Consider the following 14,197-nt stretch of genomic DNA (forward strand, 5'->3'; position numbering starts at 1 on the left):
TGCCAGGCCGTCCTCGATATCGCAATCAACGCCGCCGACGTTCCTCGGCGTTGAGATAGCGGGCACCCCGCTTGACCAGTCGGCCCCAGTCCTTGTCCTGCAACATGGCGTCGAACTCCGGGGAACGCTCGGCTCGCAACGCAATCGGTTGTGACGTCGACTCGTCGTCCGAGTGCGTGGCCAGCATATCCATACGTTCACGGTTCGCCCCATAGCGGGATACCAGGAAGTCGCGCATAGAATCGCTCAGTGGCAGGTGATAGATGCGAGTCAGCCGCATAGCCAGCCATTCGGCCATACGGCCCAGATCCTGGCGTACCTTCCGGACCATGGCAGACCCCAGACCGGCCTTCGCGTCGGCGCTCATCCCGACATAAAGCCCCCCGAGGTAAGCGGCAGGATTGGCGTAGATGGCGCGCTGGATGCTGGGATTGGTCAGGTCGACCAGCGGCTCAAGAATCAGCGCCAGCTGGATGCCGAGACGCTTGGCAGTTTCCGCGTCCAGCACAGACCCGCCCAGGTAAAAAAGCTCCCCCTGACGCTCGATCTTCAGTTCGCTGAGATAGTTGCAAAAGGCATTCGCCAGCTTGAGCTTCTGGTCATCGCTCAATTCGATCAGCTCTTCGCTGACCCGAATACCGCGCACGCTGCGCTTGAACCAACCCTTCGCGCCCTTCTTCTCGACCTGTGCGCGCCGCAGAGCCTCCCAGCGCCCCACTGCATTCGTATAACGGCTTTGAGCCTGCATCAGCTGGTCACGCGCCTCGCGCAGATCCTCCACCCGCCGCAGGGCAAGACCCAGCAACTGACCCTCGGGCGAATGTTCCCCTGGTTCGAGGTCCTCAAGCCGCTGCAGCGCTTCGAGCACCTGCCGCCCCAGACTCACCACCGGCTCTCGCAAGGCTTGAGGTTCCAGGCCGGATGCCTCGCTCTGTGCCAGCAGCATGCCCAGGGAACGAAGGCGGCTAACGACTCCCGCCTGTGCCACCCGAAAGCGATTACCCTGCGACTCCAGGCGATCCAGCGCCGCCCCCAACTGCCAGCCCCCGGACCACTCGAAACTCAGGCGCTTGATCTGGCGGCCGTTGACCAGCTCGAAGGCCAGCACGAAGATCGCCTGCACGTCCTCCAGGGTGCAACGCACGAGGTCGTCCGAATCCGCCGCCGAAAACAGCCGATCGAGAAATTGATCGACTCGACGCACCCCGTCTTCCTGGGTCGGTGCCAAGCCACGCAGGCGGGCACGCAGCAGCTCGGCCACCTCGGGTGCCTCGTGATGCAGCTTCTCCAGGGCCGCGAGCCGGGAATCCTCGGTGGCATCCACAAGATCGCCTACCCGCGAGCGCAGGCCCAGGCGGCGATAGATCTCGATCTGCTCCGCGGCGGCCGCCAGACTGGCGTCGCCGGTCATCTCGCGCACCGCGACCGCCACCCCCTCCGGCGAGATATCCACCTCGTGCAGCAGGACCTCGGCCGACTTGCGCCGGCGCATGTCCGGGGCCAACTCGCTCATCGCCAGATCGCGGGTCACAAACAGCAGGTCCGGCAAGAGATCGATGGTGTTGCGCAGCTGGTCGCGCGACTGTTCCTGGCGTTTGCCACGGGTGGCATCCGCCACAAACCTCGCGACGAGGCCGATCACCCCGAACAACAGGGTATAAACGGCGAAGAAAATGAAGTTCTGCGCGGGTGCGGCGTGTCCGAAGCCGAGGAAGTACCCCCCCTGCATCGCCAGGAAGGTGACCGGGCCTGCAGCCCACAGCAGCTGGAGGAAATTCAGCGACCAAGGCACTCGCCGGGCACTGGCCGCCACTTCGGTGATCCGGCTGCGGCCGGCCGCCTCGATCAGGACGTGCTCCTGCGAAGGTCCGGTCGCCTCCGGGGCGGATTGGGCTTGCGTATCCCTGCGTTTGCGAATCCGACCGAACACCCGCCCCTGCTCCAGAACGTGTCACCGTACCCGGCATGGGCACCTACGTGCCCCTAGTGTAGGGAAAGCTGGCGCCGTTCGCCCGGTATTGGGGCCAATGCCCGCTACGATCAGGCGGCGTCACTACGCCCGGGCTGAGCATCACCGGGCGGGGTCGAAGTCACCGGTTCGGGGTCGTCGCGGTAGAGGTAATCCCGGGTCAATGGAACGGCGTCCTGCTGCTTGGCCATCTGTAGATGAAAGACAACCTGGCCCCACCAGCGGAAGGTACCCTCACAGCTCGCCAGGTAAAACTCCCACATTCGGCAGAAGCGCTCGTCGAAACGCCCCACCGCCTCGGAGCGGGCCTTCTGGAAGCGCCGATACCATTCGCCCAGGGTCTCGGCGTAGTGCAGGCGCCAGTATTCAATATCCGTGGTGTATAGCGGTGTGGGTTCCAACGCGGCCATCACCTCGGACAAGGCCGGCGTATATCCACCAGGGAAGATGTACTTGCTCAGCCAGGGATTGGACGTAGCCGGCGGCTCCTGGCGCCCAATCGTGTGCAGTACCGCAATGCCTTCGGGCTTCAGCAAGTCGTGCACGCGCTGGAAGAACGTCCCGTAGTTGGGTGTCCCCACGTGTTCGAACATACCAACACTCACGATGCGATCGTACTGGTCATCGTGTTCGCGGTAGTCCTGATAGAGGAAACGCACTCGATCCTCCAGCCCGCGCCGCTTGGCCTCCTCACGGGCAACGCGCAGCTGCTCTTTCGATAGCGTCACGCCATCCACCTGGACATCGGCGTGCTCCGCCAGATGAAAAGCCAGACCACCCCAGCCACAGCCAATATCCAGCACGCGCATGCCCGGCTCCAACATGAGCTTCCTGCGCAGCATGGCGGACTTGGCCTGCTGGGCCTCCTCCAGGGTCATATCGGGCCGTTCGAAATAGGCACAGCTGTAGAACATGCCCTCGTCCAGAAACTGGCGATAAAGCCACTCATCGACGTCATAGTGATGGGCGATGTTCTGATAGCAGCGCGCCACCTTGTTGCCTTGCTCGATCAAGGCCCGCAGCATCCGCACCGCAGGATTGACGCGTTGCCTGAACATGGGCGCGAAATTGCGCATGGTGGCGTCCAGGAAGACCTGTAAACCCTCCGGCCCCGGAGACCACAAACCATTCATGTAGGTCTCACCAAGCTGGAAGCCGGGGTCGCGTGCAATCTTGCGCAGGGCAACGGCATCGTGCAGCACCATCGAAACCTCGGGGGCCCCGCTACCGAACCGCTGCTCGCGACCGTCCGGGTACCGCAGCACGAAGGTGCCATAGCGAATGTACTGTTCCAGCAACCTCTCGATCATCTCCACCCCTGTCCTTGTTCAGCTGGCTGCGACACCCTCCTGATCGTGCGCTGCTCGTTGGATCATCTGGATCATCTCTGTTTGGACTCAGTCTAAGTATAGGATCGCTGGGATGTCCATGCCCGCCTTCCAAGGCGCCGAGGCGCCGACTTGCCCCAGGAATACTCACACCCTTAAGGAGACGCTGATTGAATCGCGCGTCCGCGCTCGAGTCGCTTTTGCGTGCGAACAAGGCGCGGTGACTGCCGTGCAGTCATTCTGCACAAAGGAGCCGCAACGCCGTTCCCACGCCCGTTTTTGATAACAACGGGCGGCCGAGCCCCTGCTTTCAATAGCTTGTGGGGTTGGTGCCCCCTGTTCCCCGATCCTGCGTTGCGCCCCGAATCCATCAGAAACGGGCGGGTAGAACCACTACCCGCTGCACGACGCGCCTGGTCTCGGAAAACAGGGGGCACCAACGCGGACGTGCGATTCAATCAGCGTCTCCTTAACACGGACAGTAGCGCATTCCAGGCCCGGATGGCACGCCTCGAAAATCGCTTCCCCAAACGCCGGGAAAACGGCTACCCTGAAGGTATGACGCTTCGACCTACGCACGCCTGCCAGCACTGCACCCTGCGCCAACTGTGCCTCCCCATGGGCCTGCCGCAGGAAGAACTCTGGCAGCTCGACGAGATCGTCCAGCAACGCCGTCCCATCGCCAAGGGTTCCGCGCTATTCAGTATGGGCGCGAAGTTCGACACCCTGTTCGCGGTTCGCACCGGCGCCCTGAAGACCGTACTGATCGCCAACGACGGGACGGAACAGATCACCGGCTTTGCCCTGGCGGGCGATCTCCTGGGGCTGGACGCGATCCATTCCGGCAAGCACCCGGTCAGCGCACTGGCCCTGGAATCCACCAGCGTGTGCGCCGTTCCGTATACCCATGTAGACGATCTTGCCGGGCGCCTGCCGACCTTTCGCCAACACATGATGGGCGTGATGAGTCAGGAACTGTCGCAGGACGAAAGCCTGCATGCCCTGCTCGGCCAGCGCAGCGCCGAGCAGCGCCTGGCCACCTTCCTGATCACCCTCTCCGAGCGGCATCGCGCCAGGGGCTTGGCGCCGGACCACTTCTATCTGCCAATGTCCCGGGCGGACATCGCCAATCACCTGGGGCTGACCCAGGAGACGATCAGCCGCCTGTTCACCCAGTTACGCAACCAGGGTGTGATCAACCTGCATACCCGCGATCTCCAGATCCTGGAACCCGACACTCTGCGCAACACCGCCGGCGTCACCCTCACCTCCGCCGCGAGCAGTGCCTGACACGGACTCGCCGGCAGGCGACTTCGCCCGCTTCTGGCAGTACGCCAACCGCGTCTGGAACCATCCGACCGCCCGCGACCGGCTGCTGCACTGGCAGGACACGTTCGGGGTCGACGTGATGCTGCTCCTCTATGCGCTCTGGTTTCCGGCACTCCTTGCACCCGGCCACTGGCATCAGCTCCAGGCCGAAGCCCGCGCCTGGCAGGACTCGCGAACCCAGCGCATTCGGGCCCTGCGCCGCCGCCTGCGAACACCGGAACGCACTTCCCTTTATCGCGCAGTGCTCGATCTCGAGCTGCGCTGCGAACACCTGGAAGGCCAGCTGCTCCACGCCCGCGCCCGGCGGCTCCCGCATATCACGGCATTCCCTATCGACCACCGGCAACGGCTGGACCGGCTGTTTCCCGAGGTCCCCAAGGACGAACGTAAGGCCCTGCTGGAGACCCTGCAGGACGCGGCGAATGACGCCGGGCCCGGCACCATGGATCGCACCCCTTAGGGAAACACTGACTGCACGAAGGGCCGCATTCCAGCTATGCTCCCCGGCACATTGACCGAATACGGCAGGATTCATGTCCGACGATCTGCGCAGCCAGCTCCTGAAGACGGGGCTGGTGGACGAAAAACAGGTTCGCAAGGCCAAGACGCAAAAGCACAAGGCCCAGAAGGGGAACCAGAAGAAAAAGAAGGACCGTCAGGCACCGGAGCCCGGCGTGGCCGAGACGCGCAAGGCCGAGCAGGCCGAGCGTTCGCGGCAGAAGAATCGCGAGCAGCAGGAACGCGCCGAGCGCCGGGCGCGTCATGCGCAGATCCGTGAACTGGTCAGCAAGCATCTGGCGCCCATCCCGACCGGCGATGCAGCCCTGGACTATCACTTTCAGCAGGCTGGGCAGATCCGCCACATCCCCGTGACGGCCGACTTGCAAACACGCCTGATCGACGGCCGCGCCGCGATCGCAGGACTCGAGATCCGCCCGGAGAAGGGATTCCGCGTGATTCCGCGTGATATTGCCGATCGGATCCGCGAACGCGACCCGGAATGGCCTTTAGTGATCCCGGCAGAGGACGACACGGGTGGCTCGGAACCGGACCCGGATGATCCTTACAAGGACTACGTCGTCCCCGACGACCTCATGTGGTGAACGCCCAAGGGGAGTGCCCACTCCCCTTGCAACTCTCTGAGAAGCCGTTTAGTCCGTCGCGCGCTTCACATCCGCGTTGGGCATGCCACTTTGCTGCGGACGGCGGGCCTCGTCGTTGGACATGTCCTGCGGCGTAAAACCGCCCTCGCCCAGGTTCTGCGCCGGAGCGGCTTCGGATTGCTCCGGTTCGCCGCTACCACAGCCGAGGACCAGAAGCCCGATGGCGGTTAACCCGATCACCATGGGTGCGGCTCGCTGAATTTCTCGCATCACTTTCACTCGTTTCGCTTCCGGTGGGACAAGCCTGCAACCTCAGCGCCCCGCGCGCAAGAACCGCTCCAGCCGGCACGGCTTCAGTGGGCGCCCACCGGCAAGATCCGGGTACCGGCCCGACCGGCCACAATCGCGGCAGCATCCTGCAGTGACCCAATGCCGGTGCGAATGCCCGCCTGCGCCGCGCGCCGAGCCGCCTCCATCTTGGGCCCCATGGAACCCGCCGAGTACTCACGTGGATCCACCGCCGTCACCAGCAAGGCCTTCAGCCGATGCGCATCCGGCGTGCCCCAGTTCAGATAGACCCCATCGACATCGGTGAGCATCAATAGCCAATCGGCCTCGAGATGCTCCGCCAGTCGCGCGGCCGTCAGGTCCTTGTCCACCACGGCCTCGACCCCGTAGAGGCGTCCGGCGCGATCGCGCGCGACGGGTACGCCACCGCCCCCGGCACAAATCGTGAGCGCACCGGCTTCAACCAGCGCACGAACTACCTCCATCCCCAGCAGGCGTTGCGGCTCCGGCGCGGCCACGACACGCCGCCAACCTTCCCCATCGGGCGCAATGTCCCAGCCCCGCTCGTCCGCCAGCGCTCGCGCACGGGATTCATCCCAGGTGGGACCAATAAACTTTTCCGGGTGATCAAAGGCGGAGTCGTTCGGGTCGACTTCGGTCTGGGTCAGCAGACTCGCGACCCGGTCGCTGCCCAGGGCGTTGTGCAGCTCCCGCGCCAGGATGTAGCCAATCATGCCGTGGCTCTCCGCCCCAACCACGTCCAGCGGCCAGGCTATGCGGTCGCACTCCGCCTGATTGGCCAGCAGCCCGACCTGGGGGCCATTGCCATGGGTCACCACGACCTCGTGCTCTTGCGCGAGGGCGGCAATGGATTCGGCGGCTATGCGGGCATTGCGCTGCTGCGCCTCGGCCGAGGGCGACTCGCCACGTTGTAGCAGGGCGTTGCCGCCCAGCGCGATCACAATGCGCATGGCGGGCCTCCGTACATTCGGAAAGGGGTCAGGTACGCGGCAGCGTAACGCCGCGTTGGCCCTGATATTTTCCGCCACGATCCTTGTAGGAGGTCTCGCAGACCTCGTCGGACTGCAGGAACAGCATCTGCGCCACTCCCTCGTTGGCGTAGATCTTGGCGGGCAGCGGCGTGGTGTTCGAGAACTCCAGCGTCACGTGCCCCTCCCACTCGGGTTCCAGGGGAGTGACGTTCACGATGATGCCGCAGCGGGCATAGGTCGACTTACCCAGGCAAATGGTCAGTACGTCGCGCGGGATACGGAAATACTCGACCGTGTGCGCCAGGGCAAAAGAGTTCGGCGGGATGATGCAGACATCCGACTGCACATCCACAAAGCTGCCTTCGTCGAAGCCTTTCGGGTCGACAATGCTGGAATTGATGTTGGTGAAGATCTTGAAGTGATCCGAGCAGCGCACGTCGTAGCCGTAGCTGGACGTGCCGTAGGAAACGATGCGCTGCTCGTCCCGATAGCGGATCTGACCGGGCTCGAAGGGCTCGATCATGCCCTCACGCTCGGCCATCTCCCGGATCCAGCGGTCCGACTTGATACTCATGGGCCTATCCCTGGTGTCCCGAATCAGTTGTTCTGAATGACGATATTCGGGAACTTGCTGCTGTAGTCCTTCGACTGTTCGGCCAGCTTGGCACCGGTGCGGCGCGCAATCTCGCGGTAGATCTCCGCGATACGGCTATCCGGGTCCGCCACGACGCTCGGCTCACCACCGTCCGCCTGCTCGCGGATGCGGATATCCAGCGGCAGCGCACCCAGCATGTCCACACCGTATTCCTCGGCCATATTCTCCGCGCCACCCTGGCCGAAGATGTATTCCTCGTTACCGCACTTGGAGCAGATATGGATGCTCATGTTCTCGATGATGCCCAGCACCGGTACCTCGACCTTCTCGAACATGAGAAGCCCCTTGCGGGCGTCCAGCAAGGCGATGTCCTGCGGGGTGGTCACGATGATTGCCCCCGACACCGGAATCTTCTGCGACAGGGTCAGCTGAATGTCGCCCGTGCCTGGCGGCAGGTCGATGATCAGGTAGTCCAGGTCCTTCCAGTTGGTTTCGTTCAGCAGCTGTTCCAGTGCCTGGGTCACCATCGGACCGCGCCAGATCATCGGCGTGTCCTCTTCGATCAGAAAGCCGATCGACATTGCCTGAATACCGTGACCCTCCATAGGCTCCATGGACTTGCCGTCCTTGGACTCCGGATTGCCCTTGATGCCCAGCATGCGGGGCTGGCTGGGACCATAGATATCTGCGTCCAGGATACCCACCTTGGCACCTTCGGCGACCAGTGCCAGCGCCAGGTTCACCGCCGTGGTGGACTTGCCTACGCCGCCCTTGCCGGAGGCGACGGCAATGATGTTCTTGATCCCGGCCATCGGCTTGAGGCTCTTTTGCACCGCGTGGCTCGTAACCTTCGTGTTGATGGTCACTTCCGACGACTCGAGACCCGCGACCCCGGCGAGTGCGCCCTGGATGGCGGCGCGCAACTCGTCGTGATAGCCATTGGCGGAATAGCCCATCTGAATATCGATGGCCGCCCGCGCACCGTCCACGCGGATATCCTTGACCGCTCCAGCGGCGACCAGGTCCTGTTCGAGGTATTTGTCCTGAACGGTCTTCAGGGCGGTTTCGATCTGCTCTCGCGAGAGTTCGGCCATGGGTATCGTCGTATCCGGTGTTTGGGAGTGATCGCGCGATTCTACTGGTCCCGGGATGGGACGCCAATGGCAACACGCGCGGCCCGTCCTTTCTATTCGACCAAACGGCGCTATCGGGGCCATCTGTCAACCCCCATCGGCGCTTTTTTATGCACAATCTCTGTGCAGTGGATGGACAACCGCCAAGATAGGCGCACAACCCCATATTCCATCGCACAAAGAGCTCTTATCTTTCTGTTAAATAACGACTCTTAAGGGTTGGTCGATTTTTAACCAATTTGTCACACGGCCTTGCGCGACAAGGCTTGGCGGGGAATTCCACCGGGTTTCCCACAGACTTATCCACAGGTTCTGTGGACAATACACGGAAGCCCGCGGCACGCCTCGACAAGCTGGCAGGCACACCGGACAATAGCCGCTCCCGCGAACCCGGATCCTCGACCGAAGGCCCAAGCCCAGATGACCGACACCCCGCGCAAGATCCTCGTCACCAGCGCCCTGCCCTACGCCAACGGCCCGATCCACCTGGGCCACCTGGTCGAATACATCCAGACGGACATCTGGGTACGCTTCCAGCGTTCGCGCGGGCACGAGGTGATCTACGTCTGCGCGGACGACGCCCACGGCACCCCGATCATGCTGAAGGCTCGGGCCGAGGGCATCGAGCCGGAGGAATTGATCGCCCGGGTGCGCGAGGAACACGAGGCCGACTTCGGCGAGTTCCTGATTGGTTTCGACCATTACCACTCGACCCATTCGGACGAGAACCGCGCCCTGGCCAGCGAGATCTACACCGCCCTGCGCGACGCCGGCCATATCGAGACCCGCACCATCGACCAGGCCTATGACCCCGAGGCCGGGATGTTCCTGCCGGATCGTTTCATCAAGGGCACCTGCCCCAAGTGCGGCGCCGAAGAGCAGTACGGCGACTCCTGCGAGGCCTGCGGCGCGACCTACAGCCCGATGGACCTGAAAGACGCGGTCTCGGCCATCAGCGGCGCGCGCCCGGAGTCACGAGCCTCGGAACACTACTTCTTCAAGCTGGGCGACTTCGAGGCCTTCCTGCGCGACTGGACCCGCTCCGGGCGCCTGCAGGACGCGATCCGCAACAAGCTGGACGAGTGGTTCGATACCGGCCTGAGCGACTGGGACATCTCTCGCGACAAGCCCTACTTCGGTTTCGAGATCCCCGACGCGCCCGGCAAGTACTTCTACGTCTGGCTGGACGCCCCTATTGGCTACATGGCGAGCTTCCGCGCCCTGGCCGACCAGCGCGGGCTGGACTTCAACGCCTGGTGGGGCGCGGACTCCGACGCCGAGCTGTACCACTTCATCGGCAAAGACATCGCCTACTTCCACACCCTGTTCTGGCCGGCCATGCTGCACGGTGCGGGCTTTCGCACCCCGTCGGCGGTGTTCTGCCACGGCTTCTTGACCGTCAACGGCCAGAAGATGTCCAAGTCGCGCGGCACCTTCATCCGCGCCCGCGACTACCTGGACCACCTGAACCCGGAGTCCTTGCGTTACTACCTGGCCGCCAAGCTGGGCGACGGCGTGGACGACCTCGACCTCAACCTGGACGATTTCACCCAGCGCGTGAACTCGGATCTGGTGGGCAAGGTGGTCAACATCGCTAGCCGCTGCGCCGGCTTCATCAACAAGCGCTTCGACGGCCAACTGGCCGCCGAACTGCCACGCCTGGACCTGCACGAGGCGTTCGTAGCCGAGGGCGAGACTATCGCCCAGGCCTTCGAGCAGCGCGAGTTCGCCCAGGCGATGCGCCGCATCATGGCCCTGGCCGATCAGGCCAACCAGTACATCGACGAAGCCCAGCCCTGGGTACTGGCCAAGCAGGAGGGCCGCGAGGCCGAGGTCCAGGCCATCAACACACAGGGCCTGGACCTGTTCCGTATCCTGATGGTCTACCTCGCCCCGGTGCTGCCGAAGCTGGCCGCCGACGCCGCCGCGTTCCTGAACCTGGATGACATGCACTGGGCCAGTCGCCAGCCACTGGTCGGCCGTTCCATCCAGAAGTTCAAGCCGTTGATGACCCGCATCGAGCCGGAAACCATCGAAAAGCTGCTGGAGGCCTCGAAGGCCACCCTGGCCGCGACCGAGGCCCCCGCCACTCCCGCTCCCGCCGCGCCGGAGACCCACGTGGACCCGATCGCCGAGACCATCGACTTCGACACCTTCGCCCAAGTGGATCTGCGTATCGCGCGTATCGCCAATGCCGAGCGCGTGGAAGGCGCCGACAAGCTGCTGAAACTGACGCTGGATATCGGCTCCGGGACCCGCCAGGTGTTCGCCGGCATCAAGTCGGCCTACGCGCCGGACGATCTGATCGGTCGCCACACCGTGATGGTCGCCAACCTTGCGCCGCGCAAGATGCGTTTCGGCGTCTCCGAGGGCATGGTGCTGGCCGCCGGCCCGGGCGGCTCGGAGCTCTACATCCTGAACCCGGACGAGGGCGCCCGCCCCGGCATGCGCGTCAAGTAGTGCCCGGCGCATCCCGCGAGATTGGGTCACTGACCACCGCGGGCATGGATTTGCACTCACGGCTCGCGTAAGCTGCCGCTCTTTTCTCGACCCCCGGACGCATGGAACAAAGCCCAGAATTCAAAGCGCAGGTCCGCCTGCTGGCCGAAGCCGGACGCGAACTCGCGGACCGTGGCTGGCTCCCCGCGCGCACCGGGCACTTCTCCGCGCGCCTTGATGATCAGCACATCGTGATTACCGCACCCGGTCGCAGCAAGGACCTGCTGGATGCGCACGACTTCATGGTCGTCGACCTGGAAGGGCACCTGATCGCCGGCAGCGGCGAGCCCAGCCCCGAGACCTTCCTGCACATCATTATGTATCGCCGCGACCCCAAGCTCGGGGCCGTGCTGCATACCCACAGCATTCATGGCACAGTGCTGTCGCGTCAGGTCAGTGGAACGCTGATGCTGCGCGACTACGAGGCCCTGCGCGAGCTGCCCGGCTGCAAGCACCCGACCCAGGGCATCCGGGTCCCCGTATTTGCCAACCACCCGGAGATGCGCCAGTTGGCCGCCCAGGTGGATGCCGCGATGGACCGCGACCCGGCGCTCGCCGGCTACCTGATCAGCGGGCACGGCCTCTACACCTGGGGCCAGACGGTGGAGTTGGCCATGCAGCGCACCGAGGCCTTCGAGTTCATGTTCGAATGCGAGACGCTGGCGCGCCAGCTACCCCAATGACCGATACCACACCCCTGCCGACCCCTCAGGCCGTGATCCTGGCCTTCGAGGGCATCCTGGCCCCGTCCGGCGTACTGCGTGACACCCTGGAACCGCACGCGCTGGAGGCGTTACCGGACTTCCTCGACCGCCATGCCGAATCCACGGCCGTCCAGCGCACGCTGTCGGACATCCTTGCCTACTCCGGACGTGAACTGGACGTGGACGGCATGCTGTCCCAGATCCGTGCCTGGATTCGGGGCGGGCAGGACATCACGCCCGTTCGTCAGCTACAGGGCCTGGTCTGGGCCGACGCGCTGGAGGCCGGCGCGCTGCAGCCCGACCTCTCCGACGCCACTGCCGAGGCGCTGGCACGACTGCATCAGTCCGGTGTCGCCCTGTACAGCTTCGGCGCGACCCCGGCACCGGTCCAGCGCGACTGGCTGCGGCATGGCCCGCACCCGGAGACCGAACAGCTCCTGAGCGGCTGGTTCGACACCCGCATCGGCGGGCGTCGTGACGCTGGCAGCTACCGCCGTCTGGCGGACGAGATTGGCCTCACGCCGGAAACGGTCCTGGTGCTGTCGACCCGCCGTGACGAGCTGGACGCGGCCCACCAGGCCTGGTTGCTGACGGGCCGGCCCACCCCCGACCCGGACGCCACGGACCACCACCCGCTGCGCAGCCTGGACTCGCTCGTCCCGAAAAACGGCTAGGGAGACGCTGATTTAATTGCACGTCCGCGTTGGCGCCCCCTGTTTTCCGAGACAAGGCGCGTCGTGCAGCGGGTAGTGGTTCTACCCGCAAGCGGCGCAACGCAGGATCGGGGAACAGGGGGCACCAACCCCACAAGCCATGGAAAGCAGGGGCTCGGCCGCCCGTTGTTATCAAAAACGGGCGTGGGAACGGCGTTGCGGCTCCCTTGTGCAGAATGACTGCACGGCAGTCACCGCGCCTTGTTCGCACGCAAAAGCGACTCGAGCGCGGACGTGCAATTAAATCAGCGTCTCCCTAGGAGACGGCGGGATCATCGGGATCCCCGCGCATCCCGAAGGGTTGAGTCGGTGGTGGCGGTCCCCGATACTGTGTTGTTGACCTGACGCCTCGGAATTAACCCGAACCCGCGGAACGAACTTGGAATACGTCCTGATCCTCATCAGTACGATCCTCGTGAACAACTTCGTACTGGTGAAGTTTCTGGGCCTGTGCCCGTTCATGGGGGTCTCGCGCAAGGTCGAGACGGCCACCGGCATGGGCCTGGCCACGACCTTCGTACTGACGTTGTCCGCCGTCAGCTCCTACGTGATCAACGAATACCTGCTGATCCCGCTCGGGCTCGAGTACCTGCGCACCATCGCCTTCATCCTGGTGATCGCCGCTGTGGTGCAGTTCACCGAGCTCGTCGTGCGCAAGACCTCGCCGCTTCTGTACAACGTGCTGGGCATCTTCCTCCCGCTGATCACCACCAACTGTGCAGTGCTGGGCGTGGCGCTGCTGAACGTCCAGGAAGCGCACAATTTCGTCGAATCCGCGCTCTACGGCTTCGGCGCGGCGGTCGGCTTCTCGTTGGTCCTGATCCTGTTCTCCGCGATCCGCGAACGCATCGCGGTAGCCGATGTGCCGGTGATGTTCCGCGGCAGTGCCATCGCCATGATCACCGCCGGGCTGATGTCGCTGGGCTTTATGGGCTTCTCCGGGCTGGTGCGGCTGTGAGCGTGCTCTACGCCATCCTCGCGATCGGCGGCCTGGCGGCCCTGTTCGGGGTCATCCTGGGCTTTGCCGCCCAGCGCTTCCGAGTCGAATCCGATCCCGTCGTGGACCAAATCGACGCCCTGCTCCCGCAGACCCAGTGCGGCCAGTGTTCCTACCCGGGCTGCCGCCCGTATGCCGAGGCCATCGCCGCCGGTGAGGCGGACATCAACCGCTGCCCACCTGGCGGCCAGGCCACCGTCCAGGCCCTGGCCGACCTGCTCGACCGCGAACCGACACCGCTTGAAGAGGAAGAGCAGGAGAAAGCCGTCGCGGTCATCGACGAGAACATCTGTATCGGCTGCACCCTGTGCATCCAGGCCTGCCCGGTCGATGCCATCCTCGGCGCCGCCAAGCAGATGCACACCGTCATCGAGGAAGAGTGCACCGGCTGCGAGCTGTGCATCGAACCCTGCCCGGTGGACTGCATCACCATGGTCCCGGTCCACACCGACATCACCGAATGGCGCTGGTCGGAACCGGAACCCTCGCCGATCGAGCGGCCCATACATACGATCGTGGACGGTTCGCGGCAGTCTGGCTAAGCCGG

14 protein-coding genes are annotated in these 14,197 nt (G+C 64.3%); 8 read left to right on the forward strand and 6 right to left on the reverse strand.

Going from position 1 to position 14,197, the window contains the following annotated elements; genetic code table 11:
• Positions 1-25: 25 nt before the first annotated feature.
• Together D002_RS0100750 and D002_RS0100755 are read right to left on the reverse strand one after the other, a co-directional pair.
• The gene (locus D002_RS0100750) at positions 26-1,930 is read right to left on the reverse strand and encodes a hypothetical protein (protein WP_018140007.1); all 1,905 of its coding nucleotides are present in this window, start codon (positions 1,928-1,930) and stop codon (positions 26-28) included.
• Positions 1,931-2,040: 110 nt separating this feature from the next.
• On the reverse strand, positions 2,041-3,279 hold the full coding sequence (locus D002_RS0100755; RefSeq protein ID WP_026181419.1) for a cyclopropane-fatty-acyl-phospholipid synthase family protein: 1,239 nt from the start codon (positions 3,277-3,279) through the stop codon (positions 2,041-2,043).
• A 576-nt stretch (positions 3,280-3,855) separates the two neighbouring features.
• Here D002_RS0100755 and fnr point away from each other — a divergent pair.
• From fnr to D002_RS0100770, 3 genes are all read left to right on the forward strand, one after another.
• Positions 3,856-4,587, forward strand: a complete 732-nt coding sequence (gene fnr / locus D002_RS0100760) for a fumarate/nitrate reduction transcriptional regulator Fnr (RefSeq protein ID WP_026181420.1) — start codon at positions 3,856-3,858, stop codon at positions 4,585-4,587.
• Positions 4,580-5,086: a DUF2390 domain-containing protein gene (locus D002_RS0100765; RefSeq protein WP_018140010.1), complete on the forward strand. Its 507-nt coding sequence runs from the start codon at positions 4,580-4,582 to the stop codon at positions 5,084-5,086. The genes fnr and D002_RS0100765 overlap by 8 nt, the downstream gene beginning before the upstream one ends.
• A 73-nt stretch (positions 5,087-5,159) precedes the next feature.
• On the forward strand, positions 5,160-5,729 hold the full coding sequence (locus D002_RS0100770; RefSeq protein WP_018140011.1) for a DUF2058 domain-containing protein: 570 nt from the start codon (positions 5,160-5,162) through the stop codon (positions 5,727-5,729).
• 48 nt (positions 5,730-5,777) lie between these two features.
• Here D002_RS0100770 and D002_RS0100775 read toward each other — a convergent pair whose 3' ends face one another.
• From D002_RS0100775 to apbC, 4 genes are all read right to left on the reverse strand, one after another.
• Positions 5,778-5,999 (reverse strand): hypothetical protein, encoded by a 222-nt coding sequence (locus D002_RS0100775; RefSeq protein ID WP_018140012.1) that lies wholly within the window; start codon positions 5,997-5,999, stop codon positions 5,778-5,780.
• Positions 6,000-6,082: 83 nt separating this feature from the next.
• Positions 6,083-6,988, reverse strand: coding sequence for a carbamate kinase (locus D002_RS0100780; RefSeq protein ID WP_018140013.1), 906 nt, complete (start codon positions 6,986-6,988; stop codon positions 6,083-6,085).
• Between the two features lie 28 nt (positions 6,989-7,016).
• Complete coding sequence (gene dcd / locus D002_RS0100785; RefSeq protein WP_018140014.1) at positions 7,017-7,583, reverse strand: dCTP deaminase; 567 nt, start codon at positions 7,581-7,583, stop codon at positions 7,017-7,019.
• Positions 7,584-7,606: 23 nt separating this feature from the next.
• The gene (gene apbC, locus D002_RS0100790) at positions 7,607-8,698 is read right to left on the reverse strand and encodes an iron-sulfur cluster carrier protein ApbC (RefSeq protein WP_018140015.1); all 1,092 of its coding nucleotides are present in this window, start codon (positions 8,696-8,698) and stop codon (positions 7,607-7,609) included.
• A 459-nt stretch (positions 8,699-9,157) separates the two neighbouring features.
• On the opposite strand from apbC, the gene metG reads away from it, so the two are divergent.
• The 5 genes from metG (at position 9,158) to rsxB (ending at position 14,192) form a co-directional block, all read left to right on the forward strand.
• A complete protein-coding gene (metG, locus tag D002_RS0100795; protein ID WP_018140016.1) occupies positions 9,158-11,197 on the forward strand; it encodes a methionine--tRNA ligase in 2,040 nt (679 codons plus the stop codon).
• Between the two features lie 101 nt (positions 11,198-11,298).
• On the forward strand, positions 11,299-11,919 hold the full coding sequence (gene mtnB / locus D002_RS0100800; RefSeq protein WP_018140017.1) for a methylthioribulose 1-phosphate dehydratase: 621 nt from the start codon (positions 11,299-11,301) through the stop codon (positions 11,917-11,919).
• Entirely contained in the window at positions 11,916-12,614 is a 699-nt protein-coding gene (locus tag D002_RS0100805) for a hypothetical protein (RefSeq protein WP_018140018.1), read from the forward strand. Before mtnB ends, D002_RS0100805 begins: the two co-directional genes overlap by 4 nt.
• 418 nt (positions 12,615-13,032) lie before the next feature.
• Complete coding sequence (rsxA, locus tag D002_RS0100810; RefSeq protein WP_018140019.1) at positions 13,033-13,611, forward strand: electron transport complex subunit RsxA; 579 nt, start codon at positions 13,033-13,035, stop codon at positions 13,609-13,611.
• Positions 13,608-14,192 carry an electron transport complex subunit RsxB gene (gene rsxB / locus D002_RS0100815; protein ID WP_018140020.1) on the forward strand — a complete coding sequence of 195 codons (585 nt, stop codon included), beginning with the start codon at positions 13,608-13,610 and terminating at the stop codon, positions 14,190-14,192. The genes rsxA and rsxB overlap by 4 nt, the downstream gene beginning before the upstream one ends.
• Positions 14,193-14,197 lie beyond the last annotated feature (5 nt).

Source organism: Thioalkalivibrio sp. ALJ7 (assembly GCF_000376865.1).
Taxonomy (GTDB): domain Bacteria; phylum Pseudomonadota; class Gammaproteobacteria; order Ectothiorhodospirales; family Ectothiorhodospiraceae; genus Thioalkalivibrio.